Genomic DNA, 24,640 nt, shown 5'->3' with positions numbered 1-24,640 from the left:
ATCATTTGCCTGCTTTATTGAAATATCATAAAAATTCACGTTTTATCCTCATTTGACTCTTATACTAAGTTAAATTTTAGACTTTTCGACCTCTCGCCATGCCAAAAATAAAGCCAATTAAACTCGTAATTATTGTCGTCTGTATCGCCATTATTGCTGTCTTAGCTTGGAAATTCTTAAAGCCTAAACAACAGCAGCCTCAATATATTACAGCAGAGGTAACTCGCGGGGATATTGAGAATAATGTACTTGCAACCGGTACACTTGATGCAACCAAGCTCATTAGTGTGGGTGCTCAGGTATCTGGTCAGGTTAAAAAGATGTATGTGCAGCTTGGTGATCAAGTAAAACAAGGTCAACTTATTGCACAAATTGACTCGACCACCCAAGAAAACAGTTTAAAAACATCTGATGCCAATATTAAAAATTTAGAGGCACAGCGTCTTCAGCAAATCGCTTCTTTAAACGAGAAACAACTCGAATATCGTCGTCAACAACAAATGTATGCTCAAGATGCAACACCTCGTGCAGATTTAGAGTCGGCTGAAGCTGCTTATAAAACTGCTCAGGCACAAGTTAAAGCATTAGATGCACAAATTGAGTCTGCAAAAATAACGCGTTCAACAGCACAAACCAATATTGGCTATACACGTATTGTTGCGCCAACTGATGGTACGGTTGTTGCGATTGTGACTGAAGAAGGTCAAACGGTAAACGCAAACCAAAGCGCTCCAACTATCGTCAAAATTGCAAAACTTCAAAATATGACGATTAAAGCACAGGTGAGTGAAGCCGATATTATGAAAGTGGAAAAGGGTCAGCAGGTCTATTTCACGACCTTAGGTGATGAAACCAAGCGCTATGCAACCTTACGTCAAATCGAACCTGCTCCAGATTCAATCTCTAGTGAATCAAACAGCACCACAAGTTCAACAACCAGCTCAGCCGTTTACTACAACGCTTTATTTGATGTTCCAAATACGGACGGCAAATTGCGTATTGATATGACTGCACAAGTTTATATCGTATTAAATTCAGCAAAAAATGCCTTATTGGTTCCATCTTCTGCGTTAAGTAGCAAACAATTTTCTGGCCAAAGAAAACAGGGGCAATCGGCAGATAAAGCAAGTTCTACTCCAAGTGCAGAACGCAAGCATCAAGGTAACGGCGCCCGTTTAGAACGCTTAAATTTAACTCCTGAACAAAAACAGCTTATTGAACAAGGCAAAGCAACTCTGAGTGTAGTTCGCGTTTTACAAGCAGATGGTACGACTAAACCAACACAAATTTTGGTAGGTATTAATAACCGTGTAAATGCACAAGTACTTGCCGGATTAAAACAAGGTGACCAAGTTGTGATTGCTGATAGTTCAGAAAACTCTGCAGCTTCTGCAAACAGTGGTAATAACCGTCGCCGTAGCGGTCCAATGGGAATGTAAGCATGACAAAACAAGCTTTGCTTGAAGTCAGCAATCTGGTCCGGGAATTCCCTGCTGGCGAAAGCACGATTCAAATTTTAAAAGGCATTGACCTGACTATTTATGAGGGTGAGCTGGTTGCCATCGTCGGTCAGTCCGGCTCTGGTAAATCAACGCTCATGAATATTTTGGGCTGTCTGGACCGCCCAACAAGTGGTAGTTATAAGGTTAATGGACAAGAAACCGGTAAACTTGAGCCAGACCAGTTAGCACAGTTACGCCGTGAATATTTTGGCTTTATTTTCCAGCGTTATCATTTACTGGGTGACTTATCAGCTGAAGGTAACGTTGAGGTTCCGGCTGTTTATGCTGGTGTTACTCCAGCAGACCGTAAACAGCGAGCTACTGCCCTGCTCACAGAGCTAGGTTTAGGTACTAAAACGCAAAACCGACCAAGCCAGCTTTCAGGTGGTCAACAGCAACGTGTATCAATTGCACGTGCCTTAATGAATGGCGGCGATGTGATCTTGGCCGACGAACCAACAGGGGCACTCGATTCACATAGCGGCGTTGAAGTGATGCGAATTTTGCGTGAACTCAACGCGGCTGGCCATACGATTATTTTGGTAACGCACGATATGCAAGTTGCAAAGAATGCAACGCGCATTATCGAAATTAGTGATGGGGAAATTATTAGTGACCGTCCTAATGTTCCAGACCAGTCTTTAGAAGAAGTTAAATCTGATCCAGATGCAGCACCTGCTTTACAAAATAAGCAGAAAAAAGGCAAAAGTATTTCGGCTTGGCGTTCAACTCTAGATCGCTTATCCGAAGCCTTTCAAATGGCTTTACTGTCTATGAATGCCCACCGCATGCGTACTTTCTTAACCATGCTGGGGATCATTATTGGTATTGCCTCTGTCGTAACGGTAGTTGCGCTAGGTAATGGTTCTCAACAACAGATTTTGAGCAACATTAGCAGTTTAGGCACCAACACAATTACGGTATTCCAAGGTCGTGGTTTTGGTGATAACTCCAAGACAGCCAATTTTAAAACGCTGGTTCCTGCCGATGCCGATGCATTAATGACACAGCCTTATGTCAGTGCAGTTAGTCCGATGGTCAGTACATCCAAGACCATGCGTTATCAACAAAATGAAGCAAATGCGACTATTAACGGTGTAAGTAACGATTATTTTGATGTAAAAGGTCTAGTTTTTAAAGACGGCCAAACCTTTGATCAACGAAGTGTCCGCGACCGTTCACAAGATGTAGTCATTGATACCAATACGCAAAAACAATTCTTTAGTGATGGTACTAACCCAATCGGGCAAGTCGTGTTACTGGGTAGCGTACCAGCTCGTATTATCGGCATTGTAGAACCTCAGACCAGCGGAATGGGTTCGGATGACACGCTGAATGTATATATGCCTTATACCACGGTCATGAGCCGTATGTTAGGGCAAGCCCATGTCCGTAATATTGTCGTACGTATTAATGATAAATACTCGACCAGTGCTGCTGAAAACGCCATTGTTAACTTATTAACCCAGCGCCACGGTGCCCAAGATATTTTCACCATGAACAGTGACAGTATCCGACAAACCATTGAGAAAACCACAAGTACTATGACTCTCTTAGTATCAGCAATTGCTGTAATTTCTCTGGTAGTTGGCGGTATCGGGGTAATGAATATTATGCTGGTTTCGGTGACTGAACGTACGCAAGAAATTGGTGTGCGTATGGCTGTGGGTGCTCGACAAAGTGATATTTTGCAGCAGTTCCTGATTGAAGCAATTTTAGTATGTCTGATTGGTGGTGTACTTGGCGTACTGCTATCACTTGGCTTAGGACAACTGATTAATAAGTTTGCCGGTGGCAACTTTGCTGTCGCCTATTCAACCACATCAATTGTTGCTGCGTTTGTGTGTTCAACATTGATTGGTGTCGTATTCGGCTTCTTACCTGCCAAGAATGCAGCAAAACTTGACCCTGTTGCAGCACTATCACGAGAATAAGGAAAATTGCATGTCTTTTTCTATGACTAAACTTAGCGCAGCACTTCTCCTCACTAGTTCTCTTGTGGGATGTGCCGCTGTAGTAAAAACACCTTACCAAGCACCAGCTGTACAAGTTCCGGGCAGTTTTCAGTACGATAAGGCTAAAGCTAAAACAGCATCGGTTGAGCAATATTCTGACCGTTGGTGGACATTGTTTAGAGATACACAGCTCAACCAACTCGTAACTAATGTTTTAGAGCGCAATAGTGATTTGGCTGTTGCGGGAATCACACTCCAGCAAGCACGCTTGCAAGCTGATTTAACCGCGAATAAACAAGGCTTACGGACCAGCTCTAGTGTTTCTACAGGGCATTCTTTCGACTTAAATTCGGGAGATGACAGTGCGAAAGGTTTATCAATGAGTGCTGGGGTGAGCTATGAACTTGATTTGTTTGGCAAGCTTGCTCGTCAAACTGAAGCAAGTAAATGGGAAGCGTTAGCAACCGAACAAGATCTTCAAGCTACTGGTCAAAGTCTGATTGCCACTACTGCGAAACTCTACTGGCAACTTGGTTATTTAAATGAACGGTATGCAACTGCACAGCAAAGCTTAGCCACTTCACAAAAGCTTTATCAGTTAGTTCAAACTCAGTATAAAGCAGGTGCAGTTTCAGGATTAGACCTTACGCAAGCCGAGCAGTCTGTTCAAAGCCAAAAAGCAAGTTTAAGCCAGATTGAGCAACAGCTTGTTGAAACGCGTACAGCCATTGCTGTGTTATTGCATGAGCCAGTACAGCAACTCAATATTCAAGAGCCACAGCGTTTACCACGTACAGCGCTGCCTGCTATTGGTGCGGGTTTACCAGCGGATATTTTGTCACGCCGCCCAGACTTGCAAGCAGCTGAGCTTCGCTTGAGAAAAGCACTAGCAACTAAAGATGCAACTAAAGCAAGCTACTACCCGTCAATTAGCTTAACCAGTAGTTTAGGTTCAAGCAGTACATCTTTAACGGAGTTATTACGTAACCCTGCCCTTACGCTTGGAGCGAGTTTAAGCTTACCGTTTTTGCAATATAACGATATGAAAAAAGATATCGCGATTAGCAACCTAGATTATGAAAAAGCGATTATTCAATATCGCCAAACGCTTTATCAGGCTTTTGCTGATGTAGAAAACGCGTTGTCGAGTCGTACAGAACTCGACAAACAAGTAGCTTTACAAGAGCGTAATGTCGAACTTGCAGAAAAAACTGAACGTTTAACTGAAGTCCGCTACCGTTATGGCGCTGTTGCATTAAAAACACTTCTTGATGCACAGCAAACTACACGTACTGCGCGCTTGAGTCTTGTTGAAACCAAACAAAGCCAATACAACGCTTATGTCACCCTTATGCAGGCATTAGGTGGTTCGCCTGTAAAAGAACTGCCGCAATAACTTGCGCCCAGTAAAAAAGCCGTAGTCCTTCAACTACGGCTTTTTTTATGTCTGAATAAATCTTAAGATTTATTCATCATCCATCATAGATTGGCTCATACCTACAGTATTGAAACCAGCATCTACATATAGAATTTCACCAGTAATACCTGAAGCCCAAGGTGAGCATAGGAATAAAGCTGCGTTACCCACTTCTTCAATGGTTACGTTACGCTTTAACGGCGCAACTTTTTCGTTAGCATCTAGCATTTTACGGAAAGATTTAATACCAGAAGCAGCCAAAGTACGGATTGGACCCGCAGAAATCGCGTTTACACGGATACCGTCAACACCAAGGCTTGATGCTAAATAGCGAACACCAGCTTCTAAAGAAGCTTTTGCCATACCCATTACGTTGTAGTTAGGCATAACGCGCTCAGAACCTTGATAAGTCAAAGTTAATAAACAACCTTGGCGAGCTTGTAATAAAGGTTTTGCAGCACGTGCCATTGCAACAAAGCTGTATGCGCTAATGTCATGAGCAATTTTAAAACCGTCACGGTCAGTCACGTCAGTAAAGTCACCGTCAAGCGTGTGTGCAGGTGCAAAGCCGATTGAGTGCACAACACCGTCTACGCCGTCCCAATGTTTTGCAAGTTCCGCAAATGCATTATCAATTTCAGCATCAACGGCAACATCACATGGAAACACAAGCTTAGAACCGAATTGCTCAGCAAACTCATCTACACGTTTTTTTAATTTTTCGTTTGGATAAGTAAATGCAAGCTCAGCACCTTCACGGTGTAATGCTTGTGCAATACCATAAGCAATTGATAATTTACTAGCAACGCCTGCAATCAAAAAGCGTTTACCTGCTAAAAGTCCTTGTGTCATGCCGATCTCACTCAAAATAATTTTCAGCATAATGCCAATATTCAACGTTTTTCGAAATTGCATAATGCATCTTTTTTCAAAAATCGCACGAAAAAAAATCGCTCCGATTTAGGAGCGACTTTTTACCAACTCATTTTTAGTCGTCAGACAATAAGCCAAGTAAACGTAAGAAAGAGATATACATCCATACTAAAGTTGCAAGTAAGGCAATACCACACAACCATTCCATGAATTTTGGTGCACGATATGCTGCATTGGTTTCGATCAAATCAAAATCTAAAATTAGGTTCAGTGAAGCAATCACTGCAACAAAAGCAGCGAAACCAATACCTAACCAGTTGCTTTCAAAAATATAAGGGATGCTTGAGCCAAACGCTAAACGCATCACCATCTGCACGATAAATACAATAAAGATCGCCAAAGATGCAGAGATTACAACTGACTTGAACTTTTCAGTTGCGCGTATGATTTGAAACTTATATAGACCAAACATCACCAAAGTCGTGACGAAAGTTGCCAATAAAGCTTGAAGAGGAACGCCCGGATATTTCAACTGGAAAGTAAAAGAAATACCACCTAAGAAAGCCCCTTCAAATAAAGCATAAGGAATTGCTAAAGTTGGTGCAGTCGTTGGTTTAAAAGTCGTAATTAAAGCTAAAACCAAGCCGCCAATTGCACCCACAATTGAAGCCGCATAAGCAATACCAACATTTGCAGTAAAGGCTGCATAAAAAAATAAAGCGACACCCACTGCGGCTGCAATGATGGTCAACATAACAGATTTTTGAATCGCACCTTGCACGGTCATCGGTTGACTATAGTCACTGACCGTTTCAACGCGTGTCAGTATCGGGTTATTACTTTGCATAAATGCTCTCTTTTTATAATAAATAAACTTAAAACATCATTTTAAGCAAAATGAATATGAAAGCCAAATTCCCACTTGGCATTATTGTAACAATGACCTTTAAACAATAAAAAAGGGAGCTTTCGCCCCCTTTTCTTCTTACTTGAATAACCTAATCAATCTTTACCGTCAGTATTCATAATGAAGAAGTATTCGCGGTAATACTTAAGCTCAGAAATGGAATCACGAATGTCATCCATCGCCAAATGTGATGCATTTTTTTTCAGACCACTCATAATTTCAGGACGCCAGCGTTTTGAGAGTTCTTTTACTGTTGATACGTCAAGATTACGATAGTGGAAATACTGCTCTAGTTCAGGCATAAGACGATGTAAGAAACGGCGATCCTGACAAATCGAGTTACCACACATTGGTGAAACTTTTGGATTTACCCATTTTTTTAGGAATTCTAAAGTCTGTAACTCAGCATCACGAGCGGTCAATTTACTACGACGAACTCGTTCAATTAAACCTGACTGGCCGTGCTGACGCGTATTCCACTCATCCATTGCATTTAAAATACGATCAGGTTGATGAATAGCCAAAACCGGACCTTCGGCAAGTACATTTAAATGATCATCTGTAATAATTGTTGCAATTTCAATAATCTGGTCGTTGTCGGTATCTAAACCTGTCATTTCCAGATCAATCCAAATTAATCGTGTATTTAAAGTACTGCTCATGAATGTACGTTCTAAAGTGCCGTAAAAACATCAATAGTAGCAAATTTCTTGCTTCTGCGCTGTAATTCGATACCAGCTTCGTGCTATTTTTGCGGTCTTCAAACAATGGTTTTTTTGGGATATGAATGGCTCTAATTCGTAAGCGTCGTTTAACTGAGCAACAGCAACGTCGTATTGAAAAACAGCATAAAACTCGCCAAGAAGAAGTCGATACTTCACAAGATCTAGATGGGCTGGTTGTACAGCACTATGGACGTCAACTTGAAGTACAGGCACTTTCTGTACCCGATCATCACCCAGAAAAACCGCAAGTCGCCGAAGGCGAACCAGAACCGTTTTGGAAACCCATTGAATTAAATAGCGTTTGGCGCTGTCACACCCGTACAAACCTTGAATTACTGGTCACTGGTGACCGAGTGAAGTGGCAAGCTGACCCTAATACAGGTTTAGGGATTATTACCGCAATTCATCCACGTACATCTTTACTTACACGCCCGGATCGCTATCACAAAGTAAAACCTGTAGCTGCGAATATCAGCTTAATCGTTATTGTTTTTGCCCCACTGCCAGAACCGGCACCTACTTTGATTGACCGCTACTTAGTGGCATGTGCAGATGCGAATATTCCGGCTCTTTTAGTGCTTAATAAATCAGATTTACTCACTGAAAATGACCCGATTCTCGACATGCTCAAAGAGTATGAAAATTTAGGCTATGAAGTCATGATTTGTCATTCTAAAGGTGACATCTCAGCATTGTCCCAGCGTCTTGATGGCGAGACAGTAGCTTTTGTAGGTCAGTCAGGGGTTGGGAAAAGCTCACTTATTAATGTGCTCATTCCAGATGCTGAACAAAAAACCAATATCATTTCTGAAAACTCAGCACTTGGACAGCACACCACAACTTCTACACGTTTAATCAACTTTGGTAAAAATGGCGCCTTGATTGATTCACCGGGAATTCGCGAGTTTGGGCTTTGGCATCTCGATTTAGATAAAATTCGTATGGGCTTCCCTGAAATCGAAGCACATTTAGGTTCGTGTCAGTTCCGTAATTGTACTCATACTCATGAAAAGAACTGTGGCTTAAAACAGGCTGTTGAAGCAGGTGAAATTTTACCACGCCGCCTAGACAGCTTTTTACGTTTAATCGATGAGATTCAAGAAGCGCAGCAAAAAAACTAATTTTCTACCCCATTTGCCCTTGAAGTGGTGATTTTGATCACCATCTATATACGCTATACTCTAGGTCAATTTTGTTTTTAATTTTTTTAGGTGACTTGTGGAACGCTGGTTAGAGTTTATGGGGAATCACCCCATTTTGTTTGGTACACTCGGAGTCTTGATCGTATTGTTCTTCATTTTTGAAGGTCAACGTAACGGTCGTAAAATTTCTCCACAGTCGCTTGGTATTTTAGTGAAAGCGAAAAATGCCCTTTTGATTGACTTACGCGATAGCAAAGACTTCCGCGAAGGTCACATTAGTGGTAGCCGCAATATTCCTTATAGCCAAATTGCAAGTCATGCTGATGAATTAAAAGCAAGTGACCGTCCATTGGTATTTATTTGCAACCTAGGCCAAGTTGCTGGTAGCGCTTTACAGAAAGTCGCTCACCATGACAGCTATCGCCTTGATGGTGGTATCAGTAACTGGAAAGCTCAAGGCTTACCTCTCGTTAAAAGCAAACCAAAAGCTTAAGGAGAATTGTTATGGCAGCAAATGTCATTGTTTACTCAACTTCTGTATGCCCGTACTGCGTTCGCGCGAAACAATTACTTGAGCGTAAAGGTGTTGCTTACAAAGAAGTAAATCTTTCTGTTGAAGCGCCAGAAGTACGTGCTGAATTAATGCAACGTACAAATCATCGCACTGTTCCACAAATTTTTATTAATGATCAGTTTATCGGTGGTTTTGACCAACTTTATGCTTTAGAGCGTGAAGGTAAACTCGACGAATTATTGGCTTAACATCGCATCCATATTAAGGAAAAAACAATGAGCGAAGAACAACAAGTTCAACCACAATTAGCTTTAGAGCGTATTTATACAAAAGATATTTCTTTTGAGGTTCCAGGGGCACAAGTTTTCACTAAACAATGGCAACCTGAACTTAACATCAATCTTTCTTCAGCTGCTGAAAAGATTGACCCAACTCACTTTGAAGTATCTTTAAAAGTTGTGGTTCAAGCCAATAACGATAATGAAACAGCGTTCATCGTAGATGTAACTCAATCTGGTATTTTCTTAATCGATAATATCGAAGAAGACCGTTTACCTTACATTTTGGGTGCATACTGCCCGAACATTTTGTTCCCGTTCTTACGTGAAGCGGTAAACGATCTAGTAACAAAAGGTAGCTTCCCACAGTTACTTCTTACTCCAATCAACTTTGATGCAGAGTTCGAAGCAAACATGCAACGTGCTCAAGCTGCTGCTGTTGAAGGTCAAGCTTAATTTTATAGCTTACCCTAAACTCAAAAAACCGCGTAATTCGCGGTTTTTTTATGAGAGTAATTTAGATTTAACGGTCAAGTGAATGAATCTGAATAGAAGGAAACTGGAATCCACGGCATGATTGCTCTGAACGCCATGCGACTGTTAAGATCATATTACCTAACACAAAGTTTTGGTAGGCAAATGTCCCAATAAGCTCATGCGAACATAATCCGCCCTGATTTGTAGGATGTGCTTGGGTGTTTAAGGTATTTAAATCTAAACGTATACCCAGACCCGATGCTTTTAAAACAGCTTCTTTAGTCGTCCAGACTTTAAACCAATATTCTCTATCTTGTTCTAGACTTTGCCACGTTGCATATTCATCAGAATGAAAAGCATGTTGTGCCAGACTATCCAGACGTACTTTACGATCAAGCTCTTCAACATCTATACCAATATCTTTAATTCGCTCACTCAGCGCTAAAGCATAATATTGTTGGCTATGGGAATGATTAAAATGCAAAGTGTGATTCAATAAATAAGGTTTGCCATGTTCATGCTTGGCAAACTCCAATTCCGTTGAAATGAGTTGTAGTTTCTCTACAATCAGTCTATTTCTGATACTCTTTATTTGCTGTTTTTTATACTCATTAAATGTACGAAAGTCGGGAAAGTCGTGTTGTTTTCGTTTTAAAAAATCATTGAGTTTTCCTATATAAATGTCCACATGTTTACTATTCATTTTATTAATCCGAACCATCCATAATTCACTGCTAGCATTAAAACCTTACTGATACCTGATTAGACAATACAATAAAAAGCCCAAAGAAGACTTTGGGCTTTTTCAATTAAAAACAGATTAACGTTTAAATTTCTTTTCTGCTTTTTTGAATTTCTGAATATAACGACGACGACGTGCAGCAGTACGCTCATCGACCTGACTCTTACGGCCTTCAAACGGGTTTTCAGAAGTCTTAAATTCAATTTTAACCGGTGTACCTTCAAGCTTATAAACCTTACGGAACACATTCTCTAAATAACGGCGATAATCTGCCGGAGTCTTATCCACCTTGTTACCGTGAATCACAATAGTCGGTGGATTTTGTCCACCCATGTGCGCATAACGCATTTTAATACGACGGCCTTGAACTGTCGGCGGCTGATGCTGATCAGTTGCATCATTCAAAATCTGCGTCAATTTCGCAGGAGATACCTTTAAGTTTGCAGACTCATAAGCACGGTGAATTGATGGATATAACTCACCCACCCCAGTACCATGTAGAGCAGAAATAAGGTGAATTCGAGCCCAAGGAATAAAGTCAAAACGGCGCTCAACATCAAGCTTACACTGCTTGCGGTCGTATTCACTCATGTTGTCCCATTTATTGATCGCAATGACCATGGCACGCCCAGCTTCCAGCGCATAGCCAATTAAATGTAAGTCTTGCTCAACAATACCTTCACGGGCGTCAACTACAACCACCACCACATGTGCGTCTTTCATCGCTTGTAAAGTCTTCACAATTGAGAATTTCTCAATCATTTCATCAACTTTACCTTTACGGCGTACACCTGCTGTATCAATTAAAGTGTATTTACGGCCTTCACGCTCGAACGGAATATAAATAGAGTCACGAGTTGTACCCGGTTGGTCAAACGCTACCACACGGTCTTCACCAAGTAAGCGATTTACTAACGTTGATTTACCTACGTTCGGACGACCAATAATTGCTAGACGCAATCCGGTATCTTTATCATGCTCTTCAGGATTTTCATCTTCTGGAATATCTTGAAGTACATCCTCAAGCATTTGTTGTACGCCACGGCCATGGCTCGCTGCAACTTGTAATGGTTCACCCATACCAAGCTTGTAGAACTCAACCAAAGCAGCTTCAGCATGAACACCATCAACCTTATTGGCAACAAGATAAATTTTCTTGCCTAAAGTACGTAATTCACGGGCAATTTGCTCATCGGAAGCTAACAATCCGGCACGCGCATCTACCACAAAAATAATAATATCTGCTTCATTGATGGCTGTTTTCGACTGCTCGGCCATGTAGTTATCGATACCGCCTTCACTTTCACCAATACCGCCAGTATCAACAACAATGAAAGACTTATTTTGATAAGTCGCATCACCATATTTACGGTCACGAGTCAAACCCGCGAAGTCGGCTACAAGTGCATCACGACTCTTGGTAATCTGGTTAAATAACGTTGATTTTCCGACATTCGGACGACCAATGAGCGCAATAACGGGTTTCATACAATAACCTTAATTCAAGACCAGCCATATCTCATGGCATGAGCATTAGAAACAGTACAGGAGATATATTTTAAGGTCAGATATGACCATAATAAAAGACGGGGCTTTGAACTGATTTAATTCAAACACCCCGATATTTTTAACAGCGTAATTTGTTAAGCGGCTATTTTAGCACAAGCGAACAAAATTAACGATTCTGCCAAATACTTAAATCGCCTTTTCGGGTCGAAACATAGAGCTGATTCTCAATCACACGTAATGTATTGACCTCACCACTTGTTTTAGAACGACCAATCAACTTACCTGTTGTCGGGTCGATTAGGTGTAAAACACCATCCAAATCACCAACAATAAGGTCCGATCCCAAGACGACAGGATTACTTAAATGACGGTTTAAGAGACTATCATTTTGCCAAAGCTGTTCGCCTGTTGTTAAGTCATAAGCAGTAAGCTTGCCATCAGTTGACGAAACAAACACTTTATTATCATAAACTTCTGGACGATTGGTGCTACTTGAATCTTCACTCCAAACCACACGTTGAGAAGCAAGATCAGTAACAGTTACTTGGCCTTGGAAACTAGTTGTTACCATGAGTTGACCCGCAACAACCGGATCACCATCAATGTCAATTAAACGCTGAATATCAGAACGCCCTTCACTTACTGCAACACGGCGTTGGAAGCGCGGAATACCACTAATCGTATCAATTGCATAAACATATGCATTTGCAGAAGCAATTAAAACAGTACGAGGATCAAGACTCACTGGCGATGGCTGACCACGTAAACTGAACTGAACATTTGGCAATTTATATGCCCAAACTTGTTGTCCTGATGATACATCATGTGCAAATACAGTACCGTCATTTGCAATTGTAATCACGCGGCCAGACTGAACTAAAGAAGGACTTAATAAAGCACCAGATAATTGTGCAGTCCATTTTTGTTCACCCGTTGCCTGATCTAAAGCAAATAACTGACCTTTACTGTTACCAACAACAACAATACCTTCAGCTGCTTCAACACCAGAGCTTAAGCCCAATTTACTAACTTTTTTCTCCCAAAGACGTTGTTTACCACGATATGCAGCAACTTCACCTTTAGGATCAAGGGTAAAAACGACACCTTCGCTAGCGTCAAGTTGTAAACGTAATGGATCTGCCTTATTCGTAGAAGAAACACTGCGTGAAAACACGGGCACCAAACTCTTATTTGACTCAGTCAATTTCGGTAGTGGATTTGGTTTTGCTTCTTTTACTTTGTTGCTAGAACATCCGACCAATACAGCCGATGCGATTGCAATTGCCAAAGGCAGTTTGAATTTCTGATTCATTAAGACTCTTCCACCTGTGTTTCCAAAATTGGGCGCTCAATCTGTGGATCTTCAACTAAAACGCCAACACTTTCGAGTTTAATTTGTAAAATTTGTCGCTCTTGTTTACGTTCCAGTAACGAATCCCATGCAGCTTGATATGCTTTTTTAGCAGAATCAATATCTTTCTTAGCAACAAAGATATCACCGCGTAACTCTTCTACTGTTGCTTTAAATGCCGGATCGACATCACCAGACAAGGTTTTTAGAGCTTCATCATATTTGTTTTGCGCCAATTGTGCATCTGCTAAACGCAATTTTACAACCTGAATCAGTCCTTCATCTTTTACTTTTGAATTCTCAACTTTTTTCAAAGCTTTTTCAGCAGCAGCATAATCTTGTTTTTCATATGCAAGTTTTGCCAATACAAATTGAGTTTGTATCGCCTGAACTGAATCAATATCGTCTTTTACAATCTTATCTGCCGAAGCTGTTATTGAAGCTAAAGCATTTGGATTATCGGCTGTTGCATTTGCTTCATCCATTAACTGCTGTACTTTTGCAGTTTCTGTCTGACTCGTTGCAAGGTTTCTTTTTTGCCAATATTCCCACCCGAAAAAGGCAATCAATGCAATGAGAATCCCGCTAATCATGGCAGAACCATATTTTTTGGCGAACGACTTTAAGCTGTCGAATTGTTCTTCATCACTTAAGCTCATGTGATTGTCCTTTTCCAGATGTTTCAGTTTATTTTGTAAATTTTTCAATTAAGAATGGTACGAGTTCAGCCAACGCAACTTGTGATTGCTCAGCTGTTGCCAACTCTTTTACAGCAAGCTGCTGTGCTTCCCACTCACGTTCACCCAAAATTATGGCGTAAACAGCCCCAGCCTGATCAGCTTTTTTCATCTGACTCTTCATGCTGCCTTGTGAACCCGTTTTAATGCGGATGTTACTATTCGCAGCTTCTAACTGGTCACGTAATTGTTCTGCTAGAACTAAAGCTTTAGATTGATAAGCAGGCTCCGCAACCAAGAACGCTTCACAGTCACGTACAATTTCAGCCTGTTCGACTTGCTCAAGTAGAAGCAATAAACGCTCCATCCCCATTGCAAAACCGACCGCTGGAACAGACTGATCAGCCTTACCTTTTAACTGGCCAACCAAACCATCATAGCGTCCACCTGCACATACTGTACCTTGCGACCCTAATGCTGTTGTTGTCCATTCAAAAACAGTTTTATTGTAATAATCTAGACCACGTACCAATTTTTGGTTAATTACAAATTTAATGCCTGCGGCAGTCAAATAATCTTGTAATTGCTGGAAGTGGCTTAAACTGTCTTCTTTTAAGAAGTCATGTAATTTCGGCGCATTTTCCAGAATTTTCTGAGTCGACTCAATTTTAGAATCTAAAATACGTAATGGGTTTGTTGTTAAACGGCGCTGTGAATCTTCATCCAAAGCATCTTTATGTTCATTTAAGAACGCAACCAAAGCATTACGATATTCCGTACGCTCATCTGTTTCACCCAAAGTATTCAACTCAAGTTGAACCATGTGATCAACACCCATACGCTTCCACAAACGCGCAGTCAACATAATCAATTCAGCGTCGATATCAGGAGTCGCTACACCAAAAGTTTCCACACCAAACTGGTGGAACTGGCGGTAACGGCCTTTTTGTGGTTTTTCATAACGGAACATAGGTCCCATATACCACACACGTGGCGTAGCACCACGCAACAAGTTATGTTCAACCAACGCACGAACACAACCCGCTGTTCCTTCCGGACGTAAAGTCAGTGATTCAGGTGGGTTTCCTTTATCGAAGAATGTATACATTTCTTTTTCTACGATATCGGTTGCATCACCAATAGCACGTTTAAACAGTCCCGTTTGTTCAACGATCGGCAAACGAATTTGTTGGTAACCATAAGCATCCATTAAAGATGCTAAATGCTGCTCGAGACGTCTCCACGCTGCTGTTTGCGTTGGTAAAACGTCGTTAAAACCTTTGATTGCGACAATTGAACTCATGATGAACTACGAATAATTTCTTTAGATTTAGCTTCTTCAAGCTCTTGGACACGTTGACGAACCATAGTTTCGATTTCATCAACCAATTGATTGGTATCAATTAAATGGCTTTTCTCACCATTACGATAAACCAATGAACGAGGTGCAGCCCCAACAACCCCGATATCTGCTTCTTTTGCTTCACCTGGGCCATTTACCTTACAGCCAATAACCGAAACGTCCATTGGTGTACGGATATCTTCTAAACGCTCTTCTAAAGCCTGCATCACCTGAATCACGTTAAATTCTTGTCGAGAACAACTTGGACAAGCAATAAAGTTGATACCGTTAGAACGTAGACCAAGCGATTTTAAGATATCAAAACCGATCTTGATTTCATCTTCAGGTTCAGCAGCAAGCGAAATACGCATCGTATCGCCAATGCCTTCCATTAATAACCCACCAAGAGCAATCGCTGATTTCACAGTACCTGTACGGTAAATACCAGCTTCAGTCACTCCAAGGTGTAATGGATTATCAATTTGTTGAGAGAGTAAACGATAAGCATCCATAGTTAAAAATACATTCGATGCTTTTACGCTGACTTTAAACTCATGGAAGTCAAGACGGTCTAAAATATCAATATGACGTAAAGCTGACTCAAGAAGTGCCTGCCCTGTAGGCTCGCCATATTTTTTCTGTAAATCTTTTTCTAGAGAACCCGCATTCACGCCAATACGCATAGAAATACCGTGATGACGTGCCGCAGCTACAACTTCACGAACTTTCTGGTCTGAACCGATATTGCCCGGGTTAATACGCAAGCAGTCCGCACCATAATCTGCAACTGCCAAAGCAATTCTATGGTCAAAATGGATATCAGCTACTAATGGAACTGAAACACGCTTACGGATTGCACCAAAGGCTTCAGCAGCTTCCATAGAAGGCACTGAAACACGCATAATATCTGCACCTGCATCAACACAACGCTCAATCTGAGCCACAGTTGCGTCAACATCGCAAGTTTCGGTATTTGTCATACTTTGCACACTAATAGGTGCATCGCCACCGACATAGACCGAACCAACACGGATTTTACGTGTTGGTCGACGTTTAATTGGGTTCTCTATCATTGTATCGCTCAACTCATGGTATTAGCGGGATAAACGGAATTCAGCTTTACCGTTTACCGTATATGGAGACAATGAAATCTGTTCTTGGTTTAGACTTAATGACACAGCCGTTGCATCATCAAGACGAATCTGGAATGGAGACTCACCATTTAAGGTTAAAGTCGATGCCTGACGACCCGTCGCTAAAACCTTCCCTGTTGCATCTACAATATGAACAGAAGTTGGACGGTTAAAGTTTAACACCAATTGGTCACCCACTGTTGCAGAGGTGTTCCCTTTCATAGGTAAAACTTCAACATTAGACTGATTTGCTTTTGGCAGCTCAGCATCTTCTTTGTTTGAGGTCCATTTTTGGACACCCATCACAATTAATGACACAACAGCAATAATCAAAATTGCAAGCAGTGCGCGCTTTAACCATTTTTTGTTACGATCACTATTAGAACCCGGTAATTTACCCATGATTTTAATTGGTGAGTTGTTTAAAGCATGATTTGGCAAAAGCCCAGTATCGTTTGCATAAATCTCATCAAAACGCTGGATAATTGCAGTTGCATCAGTATTTAAATACTTCGCATAAGAACGATAATAGCCTTTGATAAAAGTCGCTTCTGGCAAAGATTTATAGTCGTCTTGCTCTAACGCATTGAGCGTTTTCAGCGGCATATTTAAATCTGAAGATACTTGCTCTAATTCTTTTTTCTGAGAAACACGAATTTGACGTAAATACTCACCAGGACGTTGAATATTTCCTAAAGCAGAAGTCGGTAAGCTTGAGCCAGTTGGCTGCTGTGAATTAGGATTTATTTCCATACGGCCTCAGTACTATACTGTAATTGCAAATAACGTTGATATTCTGGACTTTCCGGGAATAAAGCACGTAACTGGTTTACTAAAACTTGCATTCCCATTTTATCCGCATTGGCTCGAGCCACTCTTAAACCAATCCAAAGTGCGCGTGCACCCTGATTTTTCTGCCCCACTGTACGAACATATTGTTCATACATTTGTGTAGCAGCCGGAATCTGCTGCTGCAAATAAAAAATTTCTGCTAACTCTAACATTGAAATATAAGAGTCGCGGTTAGCAAGAAGTGCTTGTTTGAATGTTTTTTCAGCACTCGCAATATCGCCTAGTTTTAAATAAATTCGCCCCAGATTTTCTAAAGCCTGGTAACGTTGATCATAGCCTAATGTTGCACCAGCAATACGAAATTGCTCAATAGCATCATTATAACGCTCCATTTGGTACAAATACGTACCATAATTATTACGTGCCTGAGCATTGTCTGGTTCAGACGAAATTGCACGCTTAAAGTAATGTTCTGCTTTTTCTAAATTGGATTTACTGCCTTCTTGTTGCAATAAAATACCCATCATCATATTTGCCGTTGCATCACGACTATCGACACTTAACGCTTGGTCAAGAGAACGCTTTGCAGAATCCAAGTCACCAGAACGAATGTATTCGGCAGCAAGCTGCGTACGCACTTTTACTGCTTTTTCCGGGTCCTTTTTAACCGTTTGCGAAGTCTGGCAACCACTTGCCAAAAGTGCAACAGCAACCCCCATACATAACATGATCTTCAACTTCGGAGTACTCAAAGTCTGCCCTCAATATTATCCTTGTGTACGTAAAATCTCTTGTCGTTGAGCCACTTTCTTTTGCCACTGCTCAGCACGACGCGTACGGTCAGCAACTTGGCCGACCAATTGTCCACATGCGGCATCAATATCATCGCCACGTGTTTGACGAATCGTACACACAAATCCTGCATCAGACAAAGTTTTTTGGAAAGAGATGATACGATTTCGACTTGAGCGTCCATATGGCGCATGAGGGAACGGATTAAATGGAATCAAGTTAATTTTACTTGGTAAGTTTTTAAGTAATTTAAGCAACTGCTGTGCATGTTCAGGTTGGTCGTTCACACCTTCTAACATGACATATTCAATGGTCACATGTTTACGCGCACTTTCATTACCATCTTTAGCAATATAACGCTGACATGCCGCAATCAACTGAGCCAATGGATATTTTTTATTAATAGGCACAAGTTCATTACGCAATTCATCATTTGGCGCATGTAGGGAAATTGCTAAAGCAACATCAATATCTTTTGCAAGTTGATCAATTTTTGGCACAACACCTGACGTTGACAAAGTCACACGACGTTTTGACATACCATAAGCAAAGTCATCGAGCATAATGTGCATTGAGCTTAATACGGCATCGTAGTTGAGCAATGGCTCACCCATACCCATCATCACGACATTGGTCACTGAACGCTCGCGCTCAGCAACAGGCACTTCTTCCATATAGGAATAGTTTGCCATCCAAAGTTGCCCAATAATTTCATCCGGCGTTAAATCGCGCTGAAAACCTTGCTTACCTGTTGAACAAAATGAGCAGTCCAATGCACAGCCCACTTGTGAAGAAATACACAAAGTTTTGCGTGAACCTGTTTTATCTTCGGCAGGAATTAATACAGTTTCTACTAAAGAGCCAGAACCTTCACCTACGCGAAACACCCATTTACGTGTTCCGTCTTTTGAATAATGACGGTGTACCACTTCAGGAGCTTTAATTTCACAAATTTGTTCAAGCTTTGCACGCAATTTGCCTGAAATATTAGTCATTTCAGCAAAATCAGTAACAAAGTATTGATGAATCCATTTCATAACCTGACCGGCACGAAACTTTTTCTCACCAATATCTTCAAAGAATTTTTCTAATTCAGCACGTGACATGCCGAGTAAATTCACTTTTTCGGCAGCAGGCGATGCTGGCGTGGACGAAGATTGCTGCTGTCCATCAAGATTTTCAGATGAAACGACCACTGCAGAACTCATGTGTATTTACCTAAACCATGTCAAAAAAAGAATATATTGTTCAAGAATCAAACAATATGCTCTTGAGAGAATAAAAAAACCAGATAAGTAGTATACCACTTATCTGGTTTGAATGCTTTCGATTAACGAGTGCGTGGGCAGATCTCGTTGTCAGCAAAGAAGTAAGCAATTTCACGCTCTGCAGAAGCAACTGAGTCAGAACCGTGAGCAGCATTTTCATCGATGCTTACAGCGAAATCAGCACGGATAGTACCAGGAGCCGCTTCTTTAGGGTTTGTAGCACCTAAGATTTCACGGTGAGCAAGAACTGCGTTTTCACCTTCAAGAACAGATACAACAACTGGACCAGAAGTCATGAATGCAACTAAGTCACCAAAGAAACCGCGTTCTTTGTGCTCTGCATAGAAACCTTCAGCATCAGCTTGAGAAAGGTGTTTCATTTTAGTCGCAACAATTTTTAAACCCGCTTTTTCGAAACGAGCAAAAATTTCACCGATGTGGTTTTTAGACACAGCATCTGGCTTTACGATAGACAAAGTACGTTCAATTGCCATGAGTGGCTCCTTTATTTTAAGATTTAAACTTTAAAAAATTTGCCGCATTATACCGATGTCATAGGCAATAATCAGCTTTGAATGTGTAAAAGTTGCGATTTTTTCCACTGTTTTTAGCGAACTTCATCCAACCAAGCCATCTGGATGGCTTCTAGCAATCCTTCGGTTGATTTATTTGGGTCATCACTAAAGTCTGGTAACGCACAAACCCATGCATGTAAATCGGTAAAACGAATCCATTGCGGATCAACTTCTGGATGTGCTTCTGACAATTCAATGGCAATATCAATCGTATCTGTCCAACGTAAGCCCATAGCGGCTCCTATCTGTTTAATCTGCTAAATCAAGAACTGTGTACTTTAGCAAATCCACAAACCTAATCGATAGCTTAAGCTGATAAAAATTACTGTTCGTTATAAAGCAATGCCCAATAATGGCGCGACAAAAATAATCAGACTTGCTACTGCTGCACCAATAAGTGCGCCCACAATCACATCACTCGGATAGTGAAGTCCAAGTACCATACGAGACAATGCCACAAGCACCATGAACGGCAACATCGCTGCAAGCAACACAGGTTGGATATACCCCAACACAATTGTCACCATGACAGCATGTAACGTATGACCTGATGGAAAACTAAAGTGATCGAGTGGTCTTTCACCGAGAACAATCACCTGATGTACTTGGTAAGGACGTGGACGCGTGGTTTTATGTTTTAAGAATTTATAAATTGCTGTTCCAACCGAACCACCAAGTAGCAAATAGATAATTTGCAAGCTATAGGTAATGCCCTGCATTCCCCATACAATCGCCAACATAAGGTACCAAAAAGGTCCGTCACCAGCACGGCTAATAATTTTGAAGAATAATGCCACACGCTGTGAATGAGAGAAATTATTGAGATATAAGCAGCCTCGTAAATCGAGATCGAGTATTTTTATTTTTGCATTCTTAAATTTCATGGTTGTTCTCCTATTTTAGGATACTTAGGTGAAGTCCGCCGAGGGTTCCTTCACTACCTGATAAAATGCCTGTTCTAATTGCTGTACCGGAAGTTGCCAACCGCTTTGCTGTACTTTATGACAGGCTTGTATGCCCATTTCTCTAAGTTGTTGTATTGAAGGAAGCTGATAAATTTGTTGTATAAAATGGTTCTTATGCCCAAGTGGGCTTAACCAACCGTTTACGCCATGTATTAAATACTGGTGTGCACATGCATAATCATACGCGATAACTGGCAAACCGCTCGCCATTGCTTCCAAAACTACGTTACCAAACGTTTCAACTTGGCTTGCAAATACAAAGACATCGGCACTTGCATATGCGACTGCCAAATCGTGCCCGCGCAAACTACCCGTAAAAATAACATTTTTCGCTTCAGGTAGTGCTTTTAATCGAGCAAGATCCGGGCCATCTCCCACCACAACCAGTTTAGTTTTCTGTTGCTGAATGTTTTGCATAGCTGCATAACTCTCAACGATCAGCTGGACTTCTTTTTCCGGTGATAAACGACCTACATACAACATGACACGTGTATCGGAATCAACGCCCCATTGCTGGCGTAAGTTTTCTGAGCGATGTTTTGGTGAAAAACGAGTAGTATCCACTCCTCGCCCAACAACGACTAGAGGACATGTAATGCCAATACCGCGTAAAGCCTCTTCCGTATCTTTACTTGGAACACAGGTCACTTGAGTATTGTTATGGAACCAGCAAAGGTATTTTTGAATCGGTTTCACCAAAAAGGCTAAATCGAAGAACCGGCTAAAATCTTGAAACGGCGAATGAAAACCGCTAGAGACCGGAATATCTTTAGCTTTTGCAGCTTGCATGGCTGTTAAACCTAACGGTCCTTCAGTCACAATATGTACGACATCTGGCACAAATTTTTCAAAAGCTTTTGAAACTTTTAAATATTGGGGCCAGCCAAATTGCAAAGTTGGATATTTTGGAATCGCTTGTGACATGACCAGACATTCTTGTTCTGGCAAAAAATCATGACATTTGGCTTTTTGCTCAGGTCGAACAAGTAGAATTTTATGCCCTTGTTTCTGTAAACCTTGGCATAACTGCAACAAAGAGAGTGCTACACCATTAATTTCAGGCGGCCATGTTTCTGTCACAATCGCAATTTTTAAACGAGGACGAACCAACTCGTGAAGTTGGTGCAATTCCTGAGTATTAGACAAATGCTGTTTTTGTTTAAAATAGAATTGGAAGCTTTCAGGAAGTTGCTGTTGTTTTAATAGTGCTGTCGCGTATGAGCCTTGCATAGCGCCATCCATCAGTATATTTATTTTCATGCTTAAAGATTAAGCAGCTTTCTTGACACTTTGATGATAAATGCATGACAGTTTACTGACATAAAAATTAAAAAAGCACGCTGAGAACAGCGTGCTTTTTCATAAAGCAGACAAGAGAACTTAACGGTTCTGCAATTTCGCATAATCCATCAATACATTCGCAGCTTCATTTACGAACGTTTCTTCTTCTGGCAACGCAGGACGTTGATTAGCTTTCATTTTGGCACGAGATTCAGCTAGAGCATCTAGAGAAGCCTGATAGCTTTCCCAGTTAGGGAAAGGTTTTTGACCTGTTGCTATACGACGTTCATTTTCAGCATCTAAAGTTTGCTTTTCTAAACTCAAAAGCTCTGCACGGCGCTTATCAATATCAAGCACAACTTGTTTCTGGTCACTCGTAACCTTCGCAATTGCCGTACGTTTATTTAAATACTTAAACTGTGGATCAACAGCAACACGTTGTTCCGAAAGTTGAGACAGCTTCGCTACATATGGCTGCACTGAACCTTCACGCTTAAATGGTGCAGTCGGAATCGTATCCCACTTCAACGCATTTTTCGATTTACGCTCACCAAACTCTTCGTTATAGATATCAACAAGCTTAATATCTGGCACTACACCTTTGTTTTGTGTACTACCACCCGTTACACGGTAGAATTTACGCTGAGTTAAGGTTGCTTGACCATATGCCAAAGTATCGAGTTGAACCTGAGCTGTACCTTTACCTGTGGTTGTACTACCAATGATAATGCCACGCTCATAATCTTGAATTGCAGCAGAGTAAATTTCACTTGCAGATGCTGATGCCAAGTTCACCAATACAGCGAGTGGACCTGTATAGATTTGCTGACCACCATCGTTGTCTTCAAATACACTTACGTTGCCATTGCCATCACGAATTTGCACAACTGGACCTGACTTAATCACTTGTCCGAGCATACGTGCAACTTCTTCTAATGAACCACCTGGGTCATTACGCAAGTCAATAATAATACCTTCAACTTTCTTGGCTTTTAATGCCTCAAACGCATTTGCAGTATCTTCAGAAACTGAGCGATATTGCTGACCAGCACGACGTGAACGATAGTCAAAATAGAACGATGGAATTTCAATCACACCTAATAGATGCTTTTTACCATCACGTGTCACTTCAACTGTACGTGAACGAACACCGGCATCTTCTTCTTGAATAACATCACGTACCAAAGTCACATTGCGTGCTTGACTCATTGATGCACCAGCACCAAGAAGCTTCAACGTTACTTTTGTACCGCGCTTACCACGAATCAACCCAACAATTTCCGAACTCGACCAGCCGACCACATCGATCATTTTGCCGCCCTCTTGAGCGACACCAACGATTCGGTCTCCTGATTTCACTTGACCAGACTTACTTGCAGGACCACCTTCTACAATGGTTTCAATCTTGGTGTAATCTTCATTACCACGTTCTGGGCGAATCGATACCCCAATACCTTCAAGTTGTAATGTTGTTTGGCGGTTCAGCTCTATCGCATCAATTGGCGGATAATAGTTACTGTGCGGATCATAAGTTGCCAACATTGCATTTAATGTTTTATCCAACACATCGTCGCTTTTCACACGACTAATTCTTTCAAGCTGACGTGTATAACGCTTAGTCAAAGTCTGAGCTGGCGTTAAATCTTCTGGGCCTGTTAAATCTTGACCATCAGCAAGTGAAGGGTTTTCTTTTAACGCCTTTTGTTTCGCCTGCTCTTCTTCACGGCTAATCGTTAAATTAATTAATTGAGAAACTAGCATTTTACGCCAGTGATTTTGCTGTTCAGCTGACGTTTTAAAATACGGTGCTTTTTCGCGGTCTACTTCAATAAAAGTATTTGGCTGTTTTAAATTTTGTGGTTTCTTCAACTCAGCAAGCATGAACTCATAAAACTGTTTTAAGCGCTCACGATATTGCTGGTGAATAGCAAATGGCCCAGTTAAATTCCCCGCTTTTAATGAAGCACCAAAATTTGAACCATAGAGCTTTTTATAGTTTTGAACTTCAGCGTCTAAAAATAATGAGTGGTCCGGATCAAGACTGTCTAAGTACATATCAAGAATACGGTTAGATGTGTTCGCATCCAGACGCATATTTAAATAATGTTGGCGGTCTACTAAAGTTGCCAGTTGACGAGCCACCAAGGCTTGCTCTTGCGTTGGCTGGATCGATTGAGAAACAGCAGCAGTATTGGTTGCTGCTCTTGCTTCGTTCATCGTATGAGAGAAGAATAAACCGCCAGTCGCGATTGCTACTGCACAAGCTATAGTTTGAAGTTTCATAAATTCTTAATACTTCCTTGGGTGTTCGTATCTTACACGCTCTGTTTTCGATATGAACTAAGCAGATTCAACATCTTAACCAACTAAATTGTTTATACCGTGTAGTTTTATCATATTCTGTACTGACAAAATGTAGCAAA

The 24,640-nt window shown here is 41.1% G+C and carries 24 protein-coding genes; 7 read left to right on the top strand and 17 right to left on the bottom strand.

The window, feature by feature from the left end; translation table 11 throughout:
• Positions 1-98 precede the first annotated feature (98 nt).
• From GO593_RS09135 to GO593_RS09125, 3 genes are read left to right on the top strand one after another with little or no spacing between them, the layout of a single operon-like run.
• On the top strand, positions 99-1,439 hold the full coding sequence (locus GO593_RS09135) for a MacA family efflux pump subunit (protein ID WP_001124212.1): 1,341 nt from the start codon (positions 99-101) through the stop codon (positions 1,437-1,439).
• Between the two features lie 2 nt (positions 1,440-1,441).
• Positions 1,442-3,436 (top strand): MacB family efflux pump subunit, encoded by a 1,995-nt coding sequence (locus GO593_RS09130; RefSeq protein ID WP_000165905.1) that lies wholly within the window; start codon positions 1,442-1,444, stop codon positions 3,434-3,436.
• 22 nt (positions 3,437-3,458) lie between these two features.
• Positions 3,459-4,853 carry an efflux transporter outer membrane subunit gene (locus GO593_RS09125; protein ID WP_162540300.1) on the top strand — a complete coding sequence of 465 codons (1,395 nt, stop codon included), beginning with the start codon at positions 3,459-3,461 and terminating at the stop codon, positions 4,851-4,853.
• 69 nt (positions 4,854-4,922) lie between these two features.
• Here the strand turns inward: GO593_RS09125 and GO593_RS09120 are convergent, their stop codons facing one another.
• The 3 genes from GO593_RS09120 to orn form a co-directional block, all read right to left on the bottom strand.
• Entirely contained in the window at positions 4,923-5,726 is an 804-nt protein-coding gene (locus tag GO593_RS09120) for an enoyl-ACP reductase FabI (protein ID WP_002027450.1), read from the bottom strand.
• Between the two features lie 136 nt (positions 5,727-5,862).
• Positions 5,863-6,594: a Bax inhibitor-1/YccA family protein gene (locus GO593_RS09115; protein ID WP_001191562.1), complete on the bottom strand. Its 732-nt coding sequence runs from the start codon at positions 6,592-6,594 to the stop codon at positions 5,863-5,865.
• Positions 6,595-6,749: 155 nt separating this feature from the next.
• Positions 6,750-7,316, bottom strand: coding sequence for an oligoribonuclease (gene orn / locus GO593_RS09110; RefSeq protein ID WP_000099436.1), 567 nt, complete (start codon positions 7,314-7,316; stop codon positions 6,750-6,752).
• Positions 7,317-7,441: 125 nt separating this feature from the next.
• On the opposite strand from orn, the gene rsgA reads away from it, so the two are divergent.
• The 4 genes from rsgA to secB all read left to right on the top strand — a co-directional run bounded on the left by rsgA (position 7,442) and on the right by secB (position 9,769).
• Complete coding sequence (gene rsgA, locus GO593_RS09105; protein ID WP_001173998.1) at positions 7,442-8,500, top strand: ribosome small subunit-dependent GTPase A; 1,059 nt, start codon at positions 7,442-7,444, stop codon at positions 8,498-8,500.
• Positions 8,501-8,597: 97 nt separating this feature from the next.
• The gene (locus GO593_RS09100; RefSeq protein WP_000443006.1) at positions 8,598-9,014 is read left to right on the top strand and encodes a rhodanese-like domain-containing protein; all 417 of its coding nucleotides are present in this window, start codon (positions 8,598-8,600) and stop codon (positions 9,012-9,014) included.
• 11 nt (positions 9,015-9,025) lie between these two features.
• On the top strand, positions 9,026-9,283 hold the full coding sequence (grxC, locus tag GO593_RS09095; RefSeq protein ID WP_000729828.1) for a glutaredoxin 3: 258 nt from the start codon (positions 9,026-9,028) through the stop codon (positions 9,281-9,283).
• Between the two features lie 27 nt (positions 9,284-9,310).
• The gene (gene secB, locus GO593_RS09090; protein ID WP_001288260.1) at positions 9,311-9,769 is read left to right on the top strand and encodes a protein-export chaperone SecB; all 459 of its coding nucleotides are present in this window, start codon (positions 9,311-9,313) and stop codon (positions 9,767-9,769) included.
• 67 nt (positions 9,770-9,836) lie between these two features.
• Here the strand turns inward: secB and GO593_RS09085 are convergent, their stop codons facing one another.
• The 14 genes from GO593_RS09085 to GO593_RS09020 all read right to left on the bottom strand — a co-directional run bounded on the left by GO593_RS09085 (position 9,837) and on the right by GO593_RS09020 (position 24,500).
• Positions 9,837-10,493, bottom strand: coding sequence for a 4'-phosphopantetheinyl transferase family protein (locus tag GO593_RS09085; RefSeq protein WP_001085071.1), 657 nt, complete (start codon positions 10,491-10,493; stop codon positions 9,837-9,839).
• Between the two features lie 117 nt (positions 10,494-10,610).
• On the bottom strand, positions 10,611-12,020 hold the full coding sequence (der, locus tag GO593_RS09080) for a ribosome biogenesis GTPase Der (RefSeq protein ID WP_000805592.1): 1,410 nt from the start codon (positions 12,018-12,020) through the stop codon (positions 10,611-10,613).
• A gap of 187 nt (positions 12,021-12,207) precedes the next feature.
• Positions 12,208-13,353 (bottom strand): outer membrane protein assembly factor BamB, encoded by a 1,146-nt coding sequence (gene bamB, locus GO593_RS09075; RefSeq protein WP_001072121.1) that lies wholly within the window; start codon positions 13,351-13,353, stop codon positions 12,208-12,210.
• The gene (locus tag GO593_RS09070) at positions 13,353-14,051 is read right to left on the bottom strand and encodes a YfgM family protein (protein ID WP_000058788.1); all 699 of its coding nucleotides are present in this window, start codon (positions 14,049-14,051) and stop codon (positions 13,353-13,355) included. Before GO593_RS09070 ends, bamB begins: the two co-directional genes overlap by 1 nt.
• A gap of 28 nt (positions 14,052-14,079) precedes the next feature.
• Positions 14,080-15,372, bottom strand: coding sequence for a histidine--tRNA ligase (hisS, locus tag GO593_RS09065; protein WP_000095254.1), 1,293 nt, complete (start codon positions 15,370-15,372; stop codon positions 14,080-14,082).
• Entirely contained in the window at positions 15,369-16,484 is a 1,116-nt protein-coding gene (gene ispG, locus GO593_RS09060; RefSeq protein WP_000572095.1) for a flavodoxin-dependent (E)-4-hydroxy-3-methylbut-2-enyl-diphosphate synthase, read from the bottom strand. Before ispG ends, hisS begins: the two co-directional genes overlap by 4 nt.
• Positions 16,485-16,505: 21 nt before the next feature.
• Positions 16,506-17,297 carry a helix-turn-helix domain-containing protein gene (locus GO593_RS09055; protein WP_000405163.1) on the bottom strand — a complete coding sequence of 264 codons (792 nt, stop codon included), beginning with the start codon at positions 17,295-17,297 and terminating at the stop codon, positions 16,506-16,508.
• On the bottom strand, positions 17,288-18,088 hold the full coding sequence (gene pilW, locus GO593_RS09050; RefSeq protein WP_001984465.1) for a type IV pilus biogenesis/stability protein PilW: 801 nt from the start codon (positions 18,086-18,088) through the stop codon (positions 17,288-17,290). The genes GO593_RS09055 and pilW overlap by 10 nt, the downstream gene beginning before the upstream one ends.
• Before the next feature lie 15 nt (positions 18,089-18,103).
• On the bottom strand, positions 18,104-19,336 hold the full coding sequence (gene rlmN / locus GO593_RS09045; RefSeq protein ID WP_000093084.1) for a 23S rRNA (adenine(2503)-C(2))-methyltransferase RlmN: 1,233 nt from the start codon (positions 19,334-19,336) through the stop codon (positions 18,104-18,106).
• Between the two features lie 122 nt (positions 19,337-19,458).
• Positions 19,459-19,890: a nucleoside-diphosphate kinase gene (ndk, locus tag GO593_RS09040; protein ID WP_000963851.1), complete on the bottom strand. Its 432-nt coding sequence runs from the start codon at positions 19,888-19,890 to the stop codon at positions 19,459-19,461.
• A 113-nt stretch (positions 19,891-20,003) separates the two neighbouring features.
• On the bottom strand, positions 20,004-20,204 hold the full coding sequence (gene iscX, locus GO593_RS09035) for a Fe-S cluster assembly protein IscX (protein ID WP_000524329.1): 201 nt from the start codon (positions 20,202-20,204) through the stop codon (positions 20,004-20,006).
• Between the two features lie 99 nt (positions 20,205-20,303).
• Positions 20,304-20,855, bottom strand: coding sequence for a phosphatase PAP2 family protein (locus tag GO593_RS09030; protein ID WP_000669565.1), 552 nt, complete (start codon positions 20,853-20,855; stop codon positions 20,304-20,306).
• A 24-nt stretch (positions 20,856-20,879) separates the two neighbouring features.
• Positions 20,880-22,178, bottom strand: coding sequence for a glycosyltransferase family 4 protein (locus GO593_RS09025; protein ID WP_001984466.1), 1,299 nt, complete (start codon positions 22,176-22,178; stop codon positions 20,880-20,882).
• Between the two features lie 138 nt (positions 22,179-22,316).
• A complete protein-coding gene (locus GO593_RS09020; protein WP_000776302.1) occupies positions 22,317-24,500 on the bottom strand; it encodes a carboxy terminal-processing peptidase in 2,184 nt (727 codons plus the stop codon).
• Positions 24,501-24,640: the final 140 nt, after the last annotated feature.

The sequence above is a fragment of the Acinetobacter baumannii genome (genome assembly GCF_009759685.1).
Lineage (GTDB): Bacteria > Pseudomonadota > Gammaproteobacteria > Pseudomonadales > Moraxellaceae > Acinetobacter > Acinetobacter baumannii.
Note: the sequence above shows the minus strand (reverse complement) of the source record. Positions and strands in the feature narration are given on the sequence as shown.